Annotated in this window: 19 protein-coding genes and 1 riboswitch; of the genes, 4 read left to right on the plus strand and 15 right to left on the minus strand. The window is 39.1% G+C overall.

The genetic code is table 11. The features are described 5' to 3' along the window. Positions 1-57: 57 nt before the first annotated feature. The 4 genes from QF028_RS21350 (at position 58) to QF028_RS21365 (ending at position 2702) form a co-directional block, all read left to right on the plus strand. Entirely contained in the window at positions 58-966 is a 909-nt protein-coding gene (locus tag QF028_RS21350) for a TIGR01777 family oxidoreductase (protein ID WP_429468538.1), read from the plus strand. Positions 967-1085: 119 nt separating this feature from the next. Next, positions 1086-1220, plus strand: coding sequence for a YfhE family protein (locus tag QF028_RS21355; RefSeq protein ID WP_082797355.1), 135 nt, complete (start codon positions 1086-1088; stop codon positions 1218-1220). Positions 1221-1361: 141 nt separating this feature from the next. Next, a complete protein-coding gene (locus QF028_RS21360) occupies positions 1362-1553 on the plus strand; it encodes a YfhD family protein (protein WP_168242292.1) in 192 nt (63 codons plus the stop codon). Positions 1554-1907: 354 nt separating this feature from the next. Next, positions 1908-2702, plus strand: a complete 795-nt coding sequence (locus tag QF028_RS21365) for a transposase (protein WP_429468542.1) — start codon at positions 1908-1910, stop codon at positions 2700-2702. Positions 2703-2908: 206 nt separating this feature from the next. On the opposite strand, the gene QF028_RS21370 is transcribed toward QF028_RS21365, so the two are convergent. From QF028_RS21370 to aroD, 15 genes are all read right to left on the minus strand, one after another. Next, positions 2909-4147 carry a homoserine dehydrogenase gene (locus QF028_RS21370; RefSeq protein ID WP_168242291.1) on the minus strand — a complete coding sequence of 413 codons (1239 nt, stop codon included), beginning with the start codon at positions 4145-4147 and terminating at the stop codon, positions 2909-2911. Between the two features lie 102 nt (positions 4148-4249). Beyond that, positions 4250-4361: riboswitch (SAM riboswitch) on the minus strand. 96 nt (positions 4362-4457) lie between these two features. Next, positions 4458-5132 (minus strand): GNAT family N-acetyltransferase, encoded by a 675-nt coding sequence (locus QF028_RS21375; protein ID WP_429468545.1) that lies wholly within the window; start codon positions 5130-5132, stop codon positions 4458-4460. Between the two features lie 19 nt (positions 5133-5151). Continuing rightward, positions 5152-5814 carry a GNAT family N-acetyltransferase gene (locus tag QF028_RS21380; RefSeq protein WP_429468547.1) on the minus strand — a complete coding sequence of 221 codons (663 nt, stop codon included), beginning with the start codon at positions 5812-5814 and terminating at the stop codon, positions 5152-5154. Between the two features lie 20 nt (positions 5815-5834). Next, complete coding sequence (locus tag QF028_RS21385; protein ID WP_168245978.1) at positions 5835-6695, minus strand: carbon-nitrogen hydrolase family protein; 861 nt, start codon at positions 6693-6695, stop codon at positions 5835-5837. Between the two features lie 121 nt (positions 6696-6816). After that, positions 6817-8193 carry an argininosuccinate lyase gene (gene argH, locus QF028_RS21390; protein WP_410889659.1) on the minus strand — a complete coding sequence of 459 codons (1377 nt, stop codon included), beginning with the start codon at positions 8191-8193 and terminating at the stop codon, positions 6817-6819. 61 nt (positions 8194-8254) lie between these two features. Further along, positions 8255-9466: an argininosuccinate synthase gene (locus tag QF028_RS21395; RefSeq protein ID WP_410889657.1), complete on the minus strand. Its 1212-nt coding sequence runs from the start codon at positions 9464-9466 to the stop codon at positions 8255-8257. 84 nt (positions 9467-9550) lie between these two features. Continuing rightward, positions 9551-10528 (minus strand): ornithine carbamoyltransferase, encoded by a 978-nt coding sequence (gene argF / locus QF028_RS21400; RefSeq protein WP_429468549.1) that lies wholly within the window; start codon positions 10526-10528, stop codon positions 9551-9553. Beyond that, positions 10521-13748, minus strand: coding sequence for a carbamoyl-phosphate synthase (glutamine-hydrolyzing) large subunit (gene carB / locus QF028_RS21405; RefSeq protein WP_429468552.1), 3228 nt, complete (start codon positions 13746-13748; stop codon positions 10521-10523). The genes argF and carB overlap by 8 nt, the downstream gene beginning before the upstream one ends. Beyond that, positions 13735-14811: a carbamoyl phosphate synthase small subunit gene (locus QF028_RS21410; protein WP_214998196.1), complete on the minus strand. Its 1077-nt coding sequence runs from the start codon at positions 14809-14811 to the stop codon at positions 13735-13737. Before QF028_RS21410 ends, carB begins: the two co-directional genes overlap by 14 nt. Positions 14812-14816: 5 nt before the next feature. Further along, positions 14817-16016, minus strand: coding sequence for an acetylornithine transaminase (locus QF028_RS21415; protein WP_429468555.1), 1200 nt, complete (start codon positions 16014-16016; stop codon positions 14817-14819). Further along, positions 16016-16813: an acetylglutamate kinase gene (gene argB, locus QF028_RS21420; protein ID WP_214998191.1), complete on the minus strand. Its 798-nt coding sequence runs from the start codon at positions 16811-16813 to the stop codon at positions 16016-16018. Before argB ends, QF028_RS21415 begins: the two co-directional genes overlap by 1 nt. Positions 16814-16827: 14 nt before the next feature. Continuing rightward, positions 16828-18096: a bifunctional glutamate N-acetyltransferase/amino-acid acetyltransferase ArgJ gene (gene argJ, locus QF028_RS21425; RefSeq protein WP_429468558.1), complete on the minus strand. Its 1269-nt coding sequence runs from the start codon at positions 18094-18096 to the stop codon at positions 16828-16830. An 18-nt stretch (positions 18097-18114) separates the two neighbouring features. Further along, positions 18115-19161, minus strand: a complete 1047-nt coding sequence (gene argC / locus QF028_RS21430; protein ID WP_429468559.1) for an N-acetyl-gamma-glutamyl-phosphate reductase — start codon at positions 19159-19161, stop codon at positions 18115-18117. A 258-nt stretch (positions 19162-19419) separates the two neighbouring features. Continuing rightward, the gene (locus QF028_RS21435; RefSeq protein ID WP_215012224.1) at positions 19420-19845 is read right to left on the minus strand and encodes a DUF4395 domain-containing protein; all 426 of its coding nucleotides are present in this window, start codon (positions 19843-19845) and stop codon (positions 19420-19422) included. A 119-nt stretch (positions 19846-19964) separates the two neighbouring features. Beyond that, positions 19965-20729, minus strand: coding sequence for a type I 3-dehydroquinate dehydratase (gene aroD, locus QF028_RS21440; protein ID WP_429468563.1), 765 nt, complete (start codon positions 20727-20729; stop codon positions 19965-19967). Positions 20730-20777: the final 48 nt, after the last annotated feature.

Below are 20777 nucleotides of genomic sequence, written 5' to 3' on the forward strand. Positions count from 1 at the left end.
CTTTACCATATTCCTCATTATCTGTTGTAAGATTAAACGTAAAAGGGGGCGGAAAAAATGAAAATAACGATTGCAGGCGGAACAGGCTTTGTAGGGCAAGCAATTACCAAACACCTGTTGAAAAACAATCATGAGATAATTATTTTATCAAGAAAATCGATTGAGACAAATCGTACTGATGGAATTCGATACGTCGAGTGGCTAAGTGATAGTTCAAGCCCCATTCATGAACTCCAAGATACTGATATTTTTATCAACCTTGCAGGCGAATCAATTAATAGTGGACGTTGGACGGTAAAAAGAAAAGAAAAGATTCTAAACAGTCGCTTAGAGTCTGTTCATGCACTGCTAGCCATTATAAATAAATTAGATACCAAACCAAAGGCACTGATCAATGCAAGTGCAATTGGGATTTATGGAACATCCTTTGATAAAATTTTTACTGAAAAAGATAACCATGGCTTTGGGAATGATTTCTTGGCCGAAACAGTTAAGCAATGGGAAATCGAAGCTGGAAAAGCCAGCCAATTAGGGATACGTACTGTCTTTTGCAGGTTCGGAATCATTCTTGATAAACACCAAGGGGCTCTTCAAAAAATGGCAATCCCTTATCAATCATTTATCGGTGGTCCCATAGGAAATGGACGTCAGTGGATGTCATGGATTCACATTGAGGATGTGGTCCAAGGGATATCCTTTATTATCGAAAATGAAAAAATGGATGGACCCATCAATTTCACTGCACCGAAACCGGTAACGATGACTGAGTTTGGAAAAACACTTGCACGAGTATTAAACCGCCCCCACTGGCTTCCGGTCCCAAGTTTTGCACTACGTCTGCTGCTTGGTGAAATGAGTACATTGGTGGTTGATGGACAAAGGGTATTACCGAATAAGCTTTTAGAAACTGGCTATCAATTTAAGTATTCCGATTTACATTTGGCATTGAAAAATATATTTTCTTAAAAAAAGTATCATTCCTTTCTTAAAAGGTAAAAATGGAAATAAGTACATAACGTGCTTTTATTTTTTACCACATAGCTTGATGACAATTAACTAAAAAAATGTTGAAAGGAATGAGCAAAATGGCGGAAAAAAAGAAAAAAGATAAGGATCGAGGCAAATACTCATTAACCAGTATGCAGGAAGTCTCTTATCAACGAGAATTTAAAATGGCGGACCGTGCAGGCGGGTATCACGACAAAAAAACGAGACTCTAGTTCAACTAAATTTGCGATAAAAAGCAGCCCTGATCGCTTTGCTGAAGTATTTTCCATTCATGGTTACCTTTCTAATTGTAAATGATATTAATGGGAGCAATTCGGCTCCTGAAAAGTTAACAATGAAAGGGGTTTTTAGTAATGGGTCGTATGCATAATAGTGGAACAGGTAATAGTAACAAAAGTTCACTTCCACAAACACCTAAGAACCTAAAAATAACTGATGGAAATGACGTTGAATATTCTGCAGAATTTGCAGACCATTCCGACCTTGAAGCGCAAGCACGTGCTAACGCAGCGAACCAGCGTGTAAAATCGAGAAGAAATAAATAAGTTTAAAAAAAGCGGTAACAAAAAAGAAGAAGCAGGGCAACCTGCTTCTCAGGCTGTCGAGAAACTTTCGACAGCCTCTTATTTTCTACAATAACTTTAACCATTCACCGCGTTTCATTATAATATTATTAATATATAGGCTTTGCAACATGTCTGTTGATTTGCGCTCCAGGCACTTCGCTTTCCGCGGGCGTGCCGGGGAGCCTCCTCGGCGCTGAAGCGCCTGCGGGGTCTCCCCTGCCCCGTACTCCCGCAGGAGTCTGCGTGCCTTCCGCGCAAATCAACAGAGCTGTAAAATCAATAATACACTGCTCTTAACACAACCAAACAATAAAAAATTAAGTGGTGAAATCTATGTTTAAACCAAGAGTATCTACCCAAAGTGAATATGAATTTGTTTCTATTGATGAATTGGTTCCTGACAATCACCTTCTTCGTTTAATCGATAAATATATTGATCTTTCATTCCTTCTTGAAAAGGTACGTCCTTATTATAGTGATGATAACGGACGCCCTTCCGATCCCACTATTCTATTTAAAATGATGTTTATTGGTTATATATATGGCATCCGATCCGAGCGACAATTACAAAGAGAAATTGAAATGAATGTTGCCTACCGCTGGTTTTTAGGCCTGAAATTTAAGGATCTTGTTCCACACCACTCAACGATTAGTTGGAATCGCCAACATCGTTTTAAAGGTACCGATATCTTTCAGGAAATATTTGATGAGATTGTTCTCCAGGCAATGAATCACAAAATGGTAGGTGGTCGTGTCTTATTTTCGGATTCTACTCATTTAAGGCTAACGCTAATAAACATAAATTCAAACTGCCCACTTCTTTCCCAATGTACACGCTCCAAAAATAAGGTAAAAGTAGTGACACGTCATGTTTGGGAAGAGCACAAGGAAAAGGTAAGGGAAAATCGCTTATCTAAATCTGGAAAAATGCTTTATAAATTTAGAAAGGAAAAAATTGAGCGAAGCTTCGCAGACTCAAAAGAGCTGCACGGGCTTCGCTATTGCCGGTTACGGGGATTGAAGAAAGCAAGCGAACAGGCTCTCCTTACGGCAGCCTGCCAAAATATGAAAAAGATTGCAACACACTTAGCAAGGCTAGAAAAAGTGTGTTGCAATTCTTTAGGTTGATTACCTCCCTGTTGATTTCCGCGGAAGGCACGCAGGCTCCCCGGACCGCCCGTGGAAAGCGAAGTGCCTAGAGCGGAAATCAACAGGCCCATTAGCAGGTACAATGAATAATTAAATGCTGAGAATAAAAAATTGCCGATAAAAATACCCTTTCTCGACAAACTGAGAGCACCAAAGTGCTCTTCTATCACGGGAATAATGGCTTTTTAGAGGACAGCTAAAGTTACTTCTTTATTCTTAATTTCTGTATCATACTCCCCAATAATTTGAAAGTAGCACGTTGCCTTTTTCAGATTAATTAACTTTTCAATTTCTTCCTTGGTTGCCTTGATAATTGCTATCTTATCAGAAGCTTGGGCCACCCATGTAATCAAAGGGTTATTATAATTCTTTGAGAGGCCTTGAATTAACCATAATTCTTTTTCGTTCCCTTTTTTCTCTCCATCACATGCTGCTGTTGTTTTTGTGATACTCTTATTTGACGACCGATTTTGACAGACATAGACCAAATCTTCAATAACAGCACTTGCAGTAGGATACATCCCAGCTCCTGGTCCTTGCAAAGTAATACTACCAACAATATCAGAGTGAATATTTACCGCATTTTCTACGCCTTCAATAGAATAAAAAGGATGAGATTTCCCAACAAGGACTGGTTTAACCTCTGCGTTAATTTGACTACCTGTCTTACTAATGCTAGCAATATGCTTAAACCTTAATCCCATCTTTTCTGCTGTTTCAATTAACTCTCTTGAAATCGAGGTAATGCCCGCACGCTCGACATTCTTCCAATTGGGTTGTTCTCCAAAAGCAATTCTGCTGAGAATCATTGTTTTATAAAAAGCATCAAATCCCTCCACATCGTTGGTTGGATCCGCTTCAGCATACCCCTTCTCTTGCGCTAAAATGAGGGCATCAGCAAATGACTGCTTCTTTTCGCGCATTTCCGTTAGGATAAAATTCGATGTCCCATTAAGAATTCCTTGGATGTGACGAACTCGGTTAACATTTAATAACTGCCTTAAGGTTTGAATAATCGGAATACCACCCGCAACTGTTGCTTCATAACCCACCGAAACATTATAATTCTCAGCTAACTCGAGCAGCTCATTCCCATGGTGTGCAAACATTTCTTTATTCGCTGTGATTATGTGGCAACCACTTTGTATAGCTTGGTTTAAAAAAGTAAAGGGTTGTTCTTTGTCGACGATTGCTTCGACAACAACATCAAGTTGAGGTAGATTAAGAATTTCGGCAAAATCTGTAGTTATTAAAACATCTTCTCTTATGTCTCTGGTTTTTTGCTTATTTTTTATTAGTACTGCAGCCACTTCTACTTTTCTCCCTAAAACACTAGTAAGTTCCTCCGCGTGGGATTGTATTGTTCTATAAACACCTTCCCCAACTGTACCAAAGCCTAGAATTGCCACTTTAATGACAGACATGCTCTCCACCCCTTAAATAATATTAGACATGACTAATAGGTTGTTTTTTATCTCATATAAATAAGAAAAAACCCTCTTCATAAGAAGAGGGTAGATTTCCTCCTCTTATCTGTCAGGTTAAAAATAACCTGCAGGAATTAGCACCTTTTCAAGAATTACCTTGATGGTTGCCGGGCTTCATCGGGCCTAGTCCCTCCGCCGCTCTGGATAAGAGTTTTATTTAGTTAGTTTTTCATTAAATTTCAAAGTTATAAAGAGAATTCTAGTTGATTCCAAGGTAGTTGTCAATATTATTTGAAATTTCTTTTTATTAAAGTGGTAATAGGGAGACAAATTCCTTTTTCCCCAGTCGATCTATCATTTTGAGCCATTCCTTCGGCTTATTTGAAAGAATTGAATAGTATGTCGTCAGAAAATCCTTTACCAGGTTTGCTGGTAGTGAATTAAGTCCTTCATCTTGAATTGGCATGAAACATAAATCTAGACCTGCTACAGCTTCCCCATTGTTTTTCCAGGAAGGATGAACATATGAAAAATCAATGCGTTTATAACCCATATGGGATAGAACTTCACGTCGGACATATGGATCCATAACCTTTACTCCACCAAATTCGTGATGTTCAACCCGGTACGGATCGTATATTTCTGCAAACATCCCGAATAGCTCGTTACCATTTTCTTTAGCTAATTGTTGTAAATCCGTTAAACGGTTTTGCGCTAAAAAACGGCCAAGGCTTAAGCCTGGTTTACTGATGATTGTAAAATCTGTCATAGCAATATTCCAATCCGGATAATAACGATATTCAGTTGCTCCTGTGACTTCGTCTCCATCGACAGCAACAAACACGCGAATACTCGGATCTTCTAATGGCTCTTTCCATAGCTCAAATTCTAATACTTCTTCTGCAGGAAAAATTTCTCCCATTAAGTTATGAAGCTTTTTAAAATTAGGGTCTTCTATACTGGTTATTCTAATATATTCCATTATGATACATTCCTCTCACTCATCTAAAAGGGTTTTTCCATTCCATTAATGCAGCATAATTGCAGGATTCTTCATCCTCGAGATAATTTTCAATAATCCCTATTGGCACACGACCACAATGCAGCAAGAAAGTGATAACAGGATCTTGAACTTCCCCTTTAATAGTTGCATCTAAATATTGTCCTGGTGTCATGATATCAGCTTTTTTATGATATCCTGGCATTCTGCCCCCGCCAAGTAATCGATATAACTCTTTTTCTATCACAACATGGTACATAGACTGCATCATCAATTTACCAAGCCCTAGTTTGCGGTACTTCGGACGAACACTAATATCAACAATATACAAGGTATTCCCATTTGGATTATTGTTCCGTATATATCCATGGTCAGTGATTTCTTCCCACGAATGGTTTTTATCGCTAGGATCAAAGTCGATAGTTAAGCCGGTAATTGACCCAGCTAATTCACCATCTACTTCAACACACAATGCACCTTCTGGAAACATTTTCACATGGTTTGTTAATTGCTCTTTATTCCACCATAATTCTGAAGGAAAAGGAGGTGGGAAGCACTCGGATTGAATCTTGATAAGATCGTCAAAATCCACTTTTGAATAATTGCGAATGATAACTGGCACAGGCCTCTCTTGGTCATAGACGTAAAATTCACTTCGATACATTCTATACCCACCCTTTCAGTTTATTTTTCCCAATCTGTGTAAAGATCCGTTCTTCGATCACGCCAGGTTGTAACGGAACCACGTTCTCTTACTTCATATAACAAGTTTAAATCTAGGTCAGCCGTCACAATCATGTCATTATTGATTTCCCCTTCCACCAAGATTCCTTTTGGTGGAAATGGTATATCGTTAGGAGTAATGATTGCCGCCTGGCCAAAATTAGCGCGCATAAAATCAACAGTCGGCAGTGAACCGACAGTTCCCGTTAGGACCACATATACTTGGTTTTCAACTGCACGAGCATGGCTGGTATAACGAACACGATGAAAACCATGACGGTCATCTGTGCATGATGGACAGAAAATCACATCGGCACCTTTGGCCTTTGCCATACGTACAATTTCTGGAAATTCAATATCATAACAAGTAAGGAGGGCGATTTTCCCTTTTTCTGTTTCAAATATCTGAAATGAATCCCCAGGTGCCATATTCCATTCATTTACTTCAGTCGGTGTAATATGGAGTTTGGCCTGCTCACCAATTCTTCCATCTGGGTAAAATAAATGTGCTGTATTATACAACTTGCCATCCCTTTCAATCACATGTGTTCCCGCAATAATATGTATGTTCTTTTTTTGTGCAAAATTAGAAAACAGTTCTAGATATTGTTGGGTATAACTTGGCAGGTCATTAATTGTCAGGCTCTTGCCTTGACCATTACCTATTGAAAGTAGTTGAGTTGTAAAGAACTCTGGAAATAAGACAAACTCTGCCCCAAATTCCTCAGCAGTTTTTATGTAGTGCTCACATTGTGAGGTAAATTCCTCGAAGGATTGAATGGTATGTAGTTGGTACTGAACGGCAGACACACGAATTTTCATCATTTTTTCCTCCTGTCATTAGTTAAAATTCCCATGGGGAAATTATCTAATATTTTAGTATTTAATACAAATTTTAAAAACTAAAAGCCCACCAAATGGCAGGCTTTGAAAAAAATTATATTTATTGCTCTAGTTTTCCCTCTGCAAGCTTGATTTGCTTTTCCACTTGCTCTGGAGCCGTTCCTCCAAAGCTATTTCGGACACCAACAACATGCTCAGGAGCCAATACAACATAAATATCTTCCTCAAATAATGGACTAAAGCCCTGATATTCCTCGAAGCTCAAATCTAGCAAAAATTTGTTAGACTGAATCGCATATAAAACAATTTTTCCGATAACTTCATGCGCATCACGGAAGGGCAGACCTTTTCTTACCAAGTAATCAGCAATATCTGTGGCATTAGAAAAGTCATTGTTAATGGCCTTACGCATCACGTCTTTATTTACTGTCATCGTTTCAATCATCGGTGCTAATAACATTAAGGAACCTTCAAGCGTTTCAACCGTATCAAACATGCCTTCCTTATCTTCCTGTAAATCCTTGTTATAAGCGAGTGGCAGACCTTTAAGAACGGTGAGCAGTCCGATTAAATTACCATATGTCCGTCCGGTTTTTCCACGTAGCAGCTCAGGTACGTCTGGATTTTTCTTTTGCGGCATAATACTTGAACCTGTGCAAAACGAATCATCCAACTCGACGAACTGAAACTCCTGGCTCGACCAAATGACAAGCTCTTCGGATAATCTGGAAATATGGGTCATGATTATTGAACCAATCGATAAAAACTCAAGGATAAAGTCGCGATCACTGACAGCATCCATACTATTAGGATAAACCGTTTCAAAACCTAACAGTTCCGCGACACGTTCACGGTTGATCGGAAACGTCGTTCCTGCCAATGCTCCTGAACCAAGAGGCAGCCAATTGATACGCTTCAAACTATCAATCAATCTCTCTTTATCACGTTCAAACATCCAAAAATAAGCCATTAAATGATGGGCAAAGGATACAGGCTGGGCACGCTGCAGGTGAGTATACCCAGGAATTAACGTTTGGACATTCTCTTTCGCCTGCTCAATTAATGCCTGCTGGACATCTTCTATTAATTTAATCAGCTCAGTTGTTTTCGTTCTTAAGTATAGGTGCATGTCGGTGGCCACCTGATCATTACGGCTTCTCCCTGTATGGAGCTTTCCTCCCACCGGACCAATTTTTTCTATTAATAACTTTTCAATATTCATATGGATATCTTCATCTTCAACTAAAAACTCTACCGCGTTATCGTCGACCAGTTTCTTGATGGAGAGTAGTCCGTCCTTAATCTTTATAGCATCCTCCATTGGAATAATACCGCACTCACCCAGCATTTGCACATGGGCAAGACTTCCTGCGATATCCTCCTTAGCTAGCTTTTGATCAAAAGTAATTGAGGCTGTAAATTCCTCAACTAGCTTATTCGTTTCTTTCGTAAAACGGCCGCCCCATAACTTAGACATTGATTGCTCCCCCTTAACCTAACAAGACAGCCCTCGAAAAAGGATTCGAGGGCAATCCGAATTATTTTAAAATTGATTCCTTTTTATTCACTTCTGAATAGACCTTTGTTGGCAGACCCCAAATCTTAATAAATCCTACTGCGGCATTATGATCAAATGCATCGCCTTTAGAATATGTTGCTAGTTCCTCATTGTATAAGCTGTAAGGTGACTTTCTGCCAACAACCGTATGATTACCTTTATGAAGCTTGACACGAATTGTTCCAGAAACGTTCTTTTGAGTTTCATTAATAAATGCATCAAGTGCTGGTTTTATAGGAGAATACCAAAGTCCTTCGTAAATAATCTTAGCCATTTGCTGTTCAACCTGTGTCTTAAATTGTGTAACTTCACGAGTTAGAGTTAAAAACTCTAATTCTCTATGGGCATTGATTAAAATTAGCGCTGCAGGATTTTCGTACACTTCACGGGATTTAATTCCTACTAATCTATTTTCAATATGATCAATACGGCCAACACCATGCTTGCCGCCAAGTGCATTTAAGGTTTCAATTAATTGAACAAGCGGGAGCTTCTCACCATTAAGGGCAACAGGTACTCCCTGTTCAAATTCGATTTCAACATACTCTGCTGCATCTGGTGTTAGTTCAATTGGATTCGTCCAATCAAAGGCTGCTTCTGGCGCCTCAGCCCATGGATCTTCCAGAACACCAGCTTCACAAGCACGGCCCCAGATGTTGGCATCAATTGAAAATGGATTATCTAAATCGACTGGGATTGGAATTCCGTTTTCCTCAGCATATTTGATTTCTTCGTCACGTGTCATTCCCCATTCACGAACAGGGGCAACAACTTTTAAACTTGGGTTCAATGCTTGGATCGAAACTTCAAAACGTACCTGGTCATTTCCTTTACCTGTGCAGCCATGAGCAACAGCAGTAGCCCCTTCTTTTTCAGCTACCTCCACTAATAGTTTTGAAATAAGCGGTCTAGATAAAGCTGAAGATAATGGATATTTTCCTTCATATAAGCAATTAGCTTTTAATGCTGGTAAAATATATTCCTTTGCTAATAATTCTTTAGCATCGATCATATAGGCTTTAATGGCTCCGACATTCAGTGCCTTATTTTTGATGGCTTCTAAGTCTTTTCCTTCACCGACATCTAGGCCTAATGCAATCACATCGTAGCCATATTTTTCTTGAATCCATTTTACTGAAACTGATGTATCTAAACCGCCTGAGTAGGCTAGAATGATTTTTTCTTTTGTCATTGTTTTTATTCTCCTCTTACCATCTGTGTATTTTTATTCATCCGATAGAATTATTATACAACAAGTCTCATAGAAAAGAAACCATTATGCTAGTAAAAGTTTTAAAATTGCTTTCTGGGCATGAAGACGGTTCTCCGCTTCATCAAAAACCACTGAATGAGGACCATCGATGAGCTCTGCTGTAACTTCTTCGCCTCGATGGGCAGGCAAGCAATGCAAAAAGATATAGTCCTCATTTGCATTCTTACAAAGTTCATTATTTACTTGAAATCCATGGAATGCCTCGAGTCTTTTTGAAGTTTCTTCTTCCTGCCCCATACTGGTCCAGACATCTGTTACGATGACATCTGCATCTTTAACAGCTTCTAGCGGATCATTTGTAATCACGAGCTTACATCCAGTTTGGTTTCCAACTTTAATTGCCTTCTCTGTTATTTCTCCATCAGGCAAATATCCTGGTGGACTGGCAATGCTAATATCCATTCCAACCTTCATCGCGCCTTCCATTAAAGAATGAGCCATATTGTTATTGCCGTCCCCAATATAGCACATCTTTAAGCCGGACAGTTTCCCTTTATGCTCAAGAATCGTTAAAAGGTCTGCTAACACTTGGGTAGGGTGCTGCAGGTCAGTTAAACCATTAATAACTGGTACTGTTGCATGCTCAGCTAATTCTTCGACTGAATCGTGTGAAAACGTTCGAATCATTAATCCGTCCACATAGCGAGACAACACTTTTGCGGTATCAGAAATACTTTCTCCTCTTCCAAGCTGGATATCCTTTGAACTTAAGAATATTGCATGACCGCCTAACTGCAACATCCCTACCTCAAATGATACCCTTGTACGGGTGGATGATTTTTCAAAAATCATCCCTAAAACCTTCCCGCTTAAATACGGATGCGGTTTTCCTTGTTTTTGAAGCTTTTTCATCTCTATCGCCTCGTTTAGAAGATAGAGGATTTCATCTGTACTAAAATCGGAAAGCTGTAAAAATCCCTTTCCTTTAAGTTTCGGCTTATTTATATTACTAATTTCATTTAATTTAATGGCCTCACCCATGAACGGCACCTCTCTCTTCCAACTTGTAATATTCATTCATAGATCGAACCCCAGAATTGGATTGAGATCCTTTTTCCAGGCCGATTATCGCTTCAATTGTATCTAAGTGTGTAAATACTGGTACCTTGTAGCGTACAGCATGCTCGCGAATCTGGAAACCAAATTTAATTTTATTTCGTCCTTGATTCGGTATATTTATGACAGCCTTCATGGACTGTTTTCGGAAAAGTTCAATGACTTCTGCATCGTCCTTAATCACTTTTTCAACATCAATTCCATGGTTTTGGAAATATGAAGCAGTCCCCTCGGTAGCAACAATCTTGTATTGTTTTATTACAAGTTCTTGAATGATAGGAAGAGATGCTTGCTTATCTCGATCAGAAATGGAACAAAAAATATAATTTTCACCTTGTTGCCCGCCAAGAGTAGGAATAGACTTTTCAAGTGCCTCTTGATAGGTTACTCCCATGCCAAGCGCTTCACCTGTTGATTTCATTTCTGGTCCTAGCACATGGTCAACACCTTTTAGCTTACTCGATGAAAATACAGGTGTTTTTACTGAAAAATAGGATGGCTCATCCATTAGTCCCTTTGTTGAACATAGATCTGAGAGGGTCTCTCCTAATTGAACGCGTGTCGCCCATTCAATCATCGGAATTCCTGTGACCTTACTCATGATTGGCACTGTTCTAGAAGAACGCGGATTGACTTCAAGCACATTAACCTGGCCTTCATAGATAACAAATTGAATGTTCATGATTCCAATAACTGGTGCTGAATTTGCAATTTTTTCTGCATAATCTATTAACGTTTCTTTAATTTTCTCTGACAGTGAAATCGGCGGGAACACCGAGATGCTATCCCCTGAATGGACCCCAGCTTTTTCTATATGTTCAAAGATACCTGGGACGACGATATTTTCCCCATCACATATGACATCAATCTCGCACTCTAATCCAGGTAAGTATTTATCTACTAATAATGGCCACATCGTTGCTTGCGAATTTTTCTCCAGTTGCAGTATATACTGGCTTAATTCCGCTTCTGAAAAAATAGTAAACATTGATTGGCCGCCAATGACATAGGATGGGCGCACAAGGACAGGATAACCAAGTTTAGTGGCTGCTTCTATTAATTCGTCAGAATGCGAAACGGTTTGACCCTCTATATGCGGAATGTTTAAGTCTTCAAGCAACTGGTAAAATTCTTTACGATCTTCTAAGCGATCAACATTTTTTACCGTAGTACCTAAAATTTTGATCCCTTCTTCTTCCAAATCATGGGCTAGATTTATAGCTGTTTGGCCGCCGAACTGAATCAATACACCTTCCACCTGTTCTTTTTCGATGACATGAAGTACATCCTCTGCTGCGAGTGGTTCAAAATAAAGGCGGTCTGCAATCGAATAATCGGTACTAACAGTCTCAGGGTTGTTATTGATAACAACCGCTTCAAAGCCCTTTTTCTTGATCGCATTTGCCGCGTGCACTGAACAGTAATCAAATTCAATCCCTTGGCCGATTCGAATTGGGCCAGAGCCAATGACAAGAATCTTTTTCTTGCTCGTCACTTCAACTTCATCAAACCCGTGCCAGGTTGAATAATAGTAAGGTGTAACAGCATCAAACTCAGCTGAACAGGTATCAACCATTTTATAACCAGGTTTCCAGTTGAGTTCTTTCCACTTGCTTCTTACCCGCTTTTCAGGAATAGCATATATTTGAGATAAGAGCTTGTCGGAAATATTATTCCGCTTTGCTACCTTAAGCAAAGAAACTGGAACATCGCTCCAATTATAGGAAGCTAATTCCGTTTCTAACATAACGATTGAGCTAATTTTGTGTAAAAACCATGGATCAATCTCGGTCAACTCTCGAACATTTTCAAGTGAGATCCCTCTTCTAAACGATTCTGCAATGATGAATAATCGTTGATCATTTGCCTGTTTAAGAAGTTCAAGCAAGTTCTTTTCATCAATTAATTTATTTCCCTCGAGGCAAAGTCCATAAACATTCATTTCCATCGAGCGAATGGCTTTGTTTAAGGCCCCTTCAAATGTCCGATCAATCGCCATGACTTCCCCAGTTGCCTTCATTTGCGTTCCTAAGGTCCGGTCCGCTTCAGGGAATTTGTCAAAAGGAAAGCGAGGTAGTTTTACCACAATATAATCAATCGCCGGCTCAAATGATGCAAAGGTATTACCTGTTATCGGATTCACAATCTCATCCAAATGATACCCAATCGCACACTTCGCTGCCATCCTGGCAATGGGATAACCAGTTGCTTTAGATGCAAGCGCAGAAGAACGGCTCACCCTTGGATTTACTTCGATAATGTAATACTGATTCGATGCCGGATGAAGAGCAAACTGGATGTTACAACCACCGATAATCTTTAATTCTTTAATAACTTTTATAGAAGAATCACGAAGCATTTGATATTGGACATCTGTTAATGTTTGCGACGGAGCAACGACAATGGAATCCCCGGTATGAACGCCGACTGGATCCATATTTTCCATATTGCAAACGATGATGCAGGTGTCATTGTCGTCTCTCATGACTTCATACTCAATTTCTTTCCAGCCTTTGATACTTCTTTCTACCAACACCTGCTGAATCGGACTTGCCGCTAAGCCTTTTTTTAGAACAGTTTCCAGTTCTTCATCATTATAAGCAAAGCCGCCTCCATCCCCTCCAAGTGTATACGCAGGGCGAATGATGACCGGAAATCCAATTTCCTTTACAAAGGACACGCCTTCCTCATAGCTGTGAATAATCGCGGACTCTGGAATTGGTTCACCAATTTTAAGCATCAAGTTACGGAACTTTTCTCTGTCCTCACCATTTTTGATAGACTCAACAGATGTTCCTAATAATTCAACATTGTATTTTTCTAAAATATTTTGTTCGTAAAGCTGCACAGTTAAATTCAGACCCGTTTGGCCGCCTAGTGTACCAATAATTCCATCTGGTTTTTCTTTCTTGATGATTTTTTCAATGGTTTCAACGTTAAGCGGTTCAATATATACCTTATCGGCAACGGCTTCATCTGTCATGATGGTGGCCGGGTTATTATTAATTAAAACAACTTCAATTCCTTCTTCTTTCAAGGCTATACATGCCTGTGTACCTGCATAATCAAATTCTGCAGCCTGCCCAATGACAATTGGACCTGATCCAATCACTAGTACCTTTTTTAAACTTTTATTTAATGGCATAAACAGTCTCTCCCATAGAAGCTATCTGAGTTACGAAATTTTTTAAAATATATTCTGTATCGCTTGGTCCTGGATGGGCTTCAGGATGAAATTGCACGGTTTGTATCTGATGGTTCTTATGCATTAGCCCCTCAATCGAACGGTCATTTACGTTTCGGTAGGTGACATCGAATTCCTTGTTGTCAATACTTTCGTCAACTACAACATAGCCATGATTTTGTGCTGTGATTTTCACTTTTCCAGTCGTAAGTTCCTTAACTGGATGATTACCACCGCGATGCCCATAGGCTAGTTTTTCTGTTTTAGCCCCATATGCAAGGGCGATTAATTGATGCCCAAGACAAATGCCCAGTGTAGGATAGTTCTGACTTATTTTTTTTATTTCTGGAAACCATTTTTTTAATTCCATTGGGTCCCCAGGTCCATTACTGAACAGGACACCATCTGGATTCAAGGCCTTTATTTTTTCATAAGGAGTATTGTATGGGACAATTGTTACCGCACAGTTTTCATCTAGCAGGGCGTTGAGAATCGACTTTTTAAATCCATAATCCATGAGCACCACATGTGGCCCTTGGTTTTTGAAATATTGTATTTTTTTAGTTGATACTTTCTCCACCCAAAATGAAGATTTTTCTGGTGCTGATATTTCGCCATTCTTGGACTGGCTTAAATACCCTTTTACCGTCCCACGGCTGCGAATGGTTTTTACTAAAAGACGCGTATCAATTCCTGCAATCCCAGGAACTCCTGCCTGCTTTAGTTTTTCAGAGAATTTATTTACGGATTGATAATGGCTCGGTGTTTCACATAAATCACCGATAATCACCCCTGATAATGCTGGTGTGATGCTCTCATCATCGATTGCGTTAACCCCATAATTACCGATAATAGGATAACAGAAGGTAATAATTTGTCCTGCGTATGATGGATCGGTGATAATCTCTTGATACCCAGTCATGCTTGTATTAAAAACCACTTCTCCTAGAGACTCTTTTTCGGCACCAATTAGTACCCCCTCAAATACTTCTCCCGTTTCCAAAGTAAGGTATCCATTCTGCAACATACTCACTCGCCTTTCTCAATACCTTGGAAAGATATTTCCAATGCTTTAATAAATTCATTTATTTCTTCCTTTGTTACTGTTAACGGAGGTAAAATTCTCACTACATTTGGTCCGGCTGTTAAGATAAGAAGATGGTTTTCGATTGCCTTTTGAACAATTCCTAAAGCATTCGTTTCGACGACCATTCCCTTTAATAGGCCGAGCCCGCGGATATCTTTTATAAAAGAGTACTTTTCCTTCAGTTCTTGTAACTTTTTATCTAAGTACCCTGAAATTTCGTTGGCGTTATTTAATAAATTACTTTCAGTAATATGTGTAACAGTCGCGAGTCCTGCTGCTGTTGCTAATGGATTTCCTCCAAAAGTACTGCCGTGGCTTCCTGGGTCAAATCCTTTAGCGGCTTCTTCTTTTGCAATAATTGCTCCAATTGGAAAACCTGAACCAAGTCCCTTTGCAATGCTAATGACATCGGGCTCTATACCGTATTGTTCATATGCAAACAGTGTGCCTGTTCTACCGATCCCTGTTTGGATTTCGTCCACCATCAGGAGGATTTCTCTTTCTTGGCAAATCTTTGCAAGTTTACTAACCCATTCTTGGTTCGCTGGGATGACTCCACCTTCGCCTTGAACAAGCTCAAGGAGAACGGCTGCAGGCTCGAGTGTATAGAGCAATTCAAGTGCTTCTTCATCATTAAAAGGAAGATAATTAAACCCGGATACTAACGGAAAAAATCCTTGCTGAATTTTTTCTTGTCCTGTTGCCGATAAGGTGGCTAGTGTTCTACCATGAAAGGATTGCTGAAATGTTACTATTTCAGGTGATTCCTTCCCCTTCACTTTGTTGGCATACCTTCTAGCTAACTTGATCGCTGCCTCATTTGCTTCCGCCCCACTGTTACAAAAGAAAACTTGGTCCCCGCAACTATTGGCGGTAAGAAGAGCGGCCAATTGCTGCTGATTCGGTATGTTATAGAGGTTTGAACAGTGCCAAAGATTCTGTAATTGCTCCTCAAGTGCTTCTTTTACGACATCAGGCACATGCCCTAGGTTACAGGTTGCTATACCGGAAGTGAAATCTAAATACTGAGTACCCTTTTCATCCCAAACATAGCTTCCCTTCCCTTTAACGACAGTAACAGGGAATCGACTGTATGTTGCCATCACTGGAGAGGCTAGGGAGATTGAATTATTGATTGACATTACGCGATCCCCTCTTCTAAGACAATTTTTGTGCCAGTCATTTTACCATTTGTATAATCTATTAAGCTACTTTTTTCAGAGCCATTGATGATACCCACTTCGGGTATTTTGTGGACAAGACCATCAATTGCGGCTTTTACTTTGGGAATCATTCCCCCATAAATAGTCTTATTATTTATCAGTTCCTCGATTGTTGCCTTTGAAACTTTATCAAGTTTTGTCTTAGCACCATTTTTCTCAACTAGGATTCCAGGGATATCACTGATAAAACATAGGTTTGCCCCTAAAGCTTTGGCTATAGCTGAGGCAGCAATATCACCATTAATGTTATATCGTTGTCCACCTGCATCGATGCCGACTGGAGAAATTACAGGAACATTTCCTTGGGCAATGATTCCCTCGATTACTTCGTGGTTAACACCAATTACTTCCCCAACAAATCCTAATTTATCCGCATTTTTAGTTGGTTCAGCTTGTAAAAGGCAACCATCCACGCCACTTACGCCAATGGCCTTTCCCCCAACTTCGATAATGTTCCGAACAACTTGTTTGTTAACTGAACCGCTTAATACCATTTCCACTATATCTAACACTTCGTGATTGGTTACTCTAAGACCATTCACGAAGGTGGTTTCGACGTTTAGATTTTTTAATAACGATGTGATTAGTGGACCGCCGCCATGAACGATGATCGGTATCCATTCACCAGATTCATGAAGTGAAACAATATCTTCATAAAAGGATCTTGGGAGATTATCTAACACACTTCCGCCGCACTTAATGACTATATATTTCATTTTCAGGTCCTCCCTTACGTGCGGTAAGATGCGTTGATTTTCACATAATCATAAGTTAAATCGCATCCCCAGGCTGTAGCGTTATATTTACCTTGATTTAATTCAACACTTAATTTAACATTTTCCGACTCTAAGTATTCCTTCACTTCTTCCTCAACAAAGTTGCTCGGAAGTCCATTTTCGAATACTGTAAATGGTCCAATTGCCACCTTAATTGCGTTAGGTTCAACTGGTACACCACTGTAGCCAATTGCAGTAACAATTCTTCCCCAGTTTGGATCCGTTCCATAAATTGCAGTTTTAACTAGGTTGGATGAAATAATCGCTTTACCGACTGCACTTGCTGCGTTTTGACTGTAGGCACCATTTACTTGAACTTCTACTAGTTTTGTAGCACCTTCACCATCTCTTGCAATTTTTTTAGCAAGTGACTCACAAACGATTTTTAACCCTTGTTTAAAAATATTCCATTCAGGGTGATCTTTAGTTAGTGGTTCATTATCAGCCAAGCCATTTGCCATAACTAAAACCATATCGTTCGTACTTGTATCACCATCAACCGTAATCATATTGAAAGTTTGATTAGTTATATCTCTCAATGCTCCAAGCAGGTCTTCTTGGGCAATGTTTGCATCTGTTGTTACAAATCCAAGCATGGTAGCCATGTTAGGGTGAATCATTCCAGAACCCTTTGAGGTACCGCCAATGGAAACTGTTTTTCCATCGATTTTCATTTGCACTGCTAGATGTTTGATACAAGTGTCAGTTGTTAGGATAGCATTCATAAAATTATTTTCATTTTCATTATCTTTATTTAGGATTTGTTTTATCCCTGCATTTACTTTATCCATCGGCAGTAGTTCCCCGATCACTCCCGTTGAAGTAACCGCTACGAGATGGTCTTGTATTCCTAGTTGGCTTGCAAAGCCCTTTTGCATAGCGAATGCATCAAGTAAACCTTGCTCTCCTGTACAGGCATTGGCATTCCCAGAGTTTACGATAATTGCTTGAATCTTATTTTCTTTTGCGATACTTTCCTGGGTAACTAACAATGGAGCTGCTTGAAAGGTGTTGGTTGTATACACTCCCGCAGTTGTTGCAGGAACTTCTGAAACGATATATCCCAGATCAAGTCTTTTTCTTTTTATTCCACAATGCATGCCGCCTGCTTTGTATCCTTTAGGTAAGGTCACACTACCTTCTTCTATAATTACGATTTCATTTGTTGATGTAGCTTGTGTCAATTGAATTTCCCCCTTCAAATTTCCCTTCGTTCTATACATAAAAGGTAGTAGTTTTACTCATGGATACATTGGAATGTCTGTAAGTCCTGTTCGCTCATCCCAGCCATTCATCAAATTCACATTTTGGATGGCCTGCCCGGCAGCCCCTTTAACTAAATTATCGATAACTGAAATGATGGTCAGGCGGTTTGTTCTTTCGTCAACATGCAGGCCGATATCGCAATAATTTGAACCGAGTACCTCTTTTGTTGATGGTACATTTCCTTCTGGCCGCACTCTTATAAAATGAGAATCTTGATAAAATTGTTTATATAAATCTATAATTTTTTGTGATGAAATTTCTTCTGTTAGATTCACGTACATCGTGCACATGATTCCCCTTGTCATTGGAACAAGATGGGTAGTAAATGAAATGGTAATTGGATTACCGCTCTCATCTGAAAGTACTTGCTCAATTTCCGGAATATGTTGATGTGCTCCTAGTTTATAAGCTTTTAAGTTTTCATTGATTTCCGAATAATGGGCTGTTAAGGAAAGTCCTCTTCCAGCGCCAGAAACACCAGATTTTGCATCAATGATAATCGACTTTTCATCAGCCAAATTTGTTTTTAATATCGGAATAAGACCGAGTGTAGTCGCAGTCGGATAACAGCCCGGATTGGCTATTAATTTGGCCGGCTTTATTTGGTCTGGATAAATTTCGCTCAAACCATAGGTTGCTTGGTTTAAATATTTCTCCTCAGCAGGTGAATGTTTATACCAAGTTTCGAATTCTTCAGCAGACCTTAGCCGGAAATCACCGGATAAATCTATACTTTTAATTCCTCTATCAACTAGTTGTGGCAAAAGTTTGCTGCTCACACCTGATGGGGTTGCAAAAAATACAATATCATTCTTTTCAGACAATCTATCAACATCAAAGGTTTCAAGAGGTTGATCAACAATCTCAGAAAGATGTGGATAAATTCCGCTAAAGTTTGACCCTGATTGTGAGTTTGAAATAACTGAACCAATCTCCAAATAAGGGTGTTTATTGATTAACCTCACTAATTCAATTGATCCATAACCGGTACCACCAATAATTGCAGCCTTCAATTTGCCCATCTCCTAAGTGTCTTTCATAATGTATTATTATACATACATATATATAATTATTCAATAAAAAAACAGCTTAATTTTCTGTTTTTATTGAAAATAATTGCCCATTTTTTTGAAAACGCTTACAAAATAGAATGGTAGATTATACAATTTTTATACATCTTTATGTATGCAAAAGACAGTGAACATGTTAAAGTTCACTGTCTTTTAAAGAACTTCTATATAAAGATTGAATCTATTTAGATATTAAAAAATCTTTTGTATTTATCGGATTGTTCGTCTATGTTTAAATTGTTTCCATTGGAAATGAATGAAACATCCAACACAAAAACCTAGAATGGCTACAAACGCTGCCACGGCGACAAGAATAGTGAACACGTAACCTAAAGTAGACCAACCAAGTAAAAAACTAATAAATCCTATTCCTAGGCATGATACTGCAATCTTTTGATTAAATTGCTGCTGATCCCAATCTTCAGGGATATAGGACTTGGGGGCTTTTCTTAAGAATAGTTTAGCAAATTGTATAACCGGATTATATCCAAATAGCAGCCCAAGTAAACCCGAAATAAACGGTACTAATAAAAACCACTCAATATTAGAAATCCAAGTTAATACAACACTTATGACAATAACCCATTGGTTTGTTCTTACAAGCGGTCGAGGGATGGAACGATTATTTTCTGTCATAATTTAATTCCTACCTTTCTTATTGGAATTATATGCTTGAAATTATTTTAACTTGAATGTATTTATTTGTACAGTAATCATTTCTAAGAAAAGCACCCCGAGGAGTGCTTTTCCAATGATTATAAACTTGCATGTAACAGATTTAATACGCTTCGTAATTCCTTAACTGCTACCTGTCCAGGTGCAGAAGCTTTTTTTGCTGCTCCAAAGGTAAGAGCAGACCCAAATATTTCGCCAGCCAATCGACTTATGACCCCTTTACCTGCCATAGACATGGTAATGAACGGCCTATCCGCAAACTGTTCGTTCATTGTATTTGTTGCAGCTAAGAGGGTTAGCACATCGGCTGTACTATTTGGCATTACAGCAATTTTTGGTATATCTCCCCCAAACTCTTGTGCTTTCCGTAACCGCGAGATAATTTCCTCTTTTGTTGGCGTCTTATGAAAATCATGGTTAGAGACAATAACAAAAACATTTTTTGCATGTGCCTTTTCAATTATTGTTTTGACTTCATTTTCATCATTAAATAACTCAACATCAATGATATCCACCAGACCTGTTTCTGCAACCGTCTTGTTTAATTCAAAATAAAAAGAAGTGGTTATTTCCTTATTGCCGCCTTCTTTATGACTTCGAAAGGTAAAGATAAGTGGTGTAGCAGGCAGGAACGTGCGAATTTCAGCAAGAGCCTTTTTCACCTGCTCAAAATCTTCTACTTGGTCAAAAAAGTCTACCCGCCACTCTACTACATCTAAGTCAATTGTTTTTAGAAATTCGGCTTCTTCCTTTAATTGTACAAGTGTTTCTCCCACCAACGGGACACAAATTTTTGGCATTCCTTCCCCAATGACGAGACCTCTAACCGTTACTGTTTTAGTCATTTGTTCCCACTCCTTGTCCCATTCTACATAAGTTTTGATACCTATTTT

The sequence above is a fragment of the Neobacillus sp. B4I6 genome, assembly GCF_050434045.1.
In the GTDB taxonomy this organism is placed as follows: domain Bacteria; phylum Bacillota; class Bacilli; order Bacillales; family Cytobacillaceae; genus Neobacillus.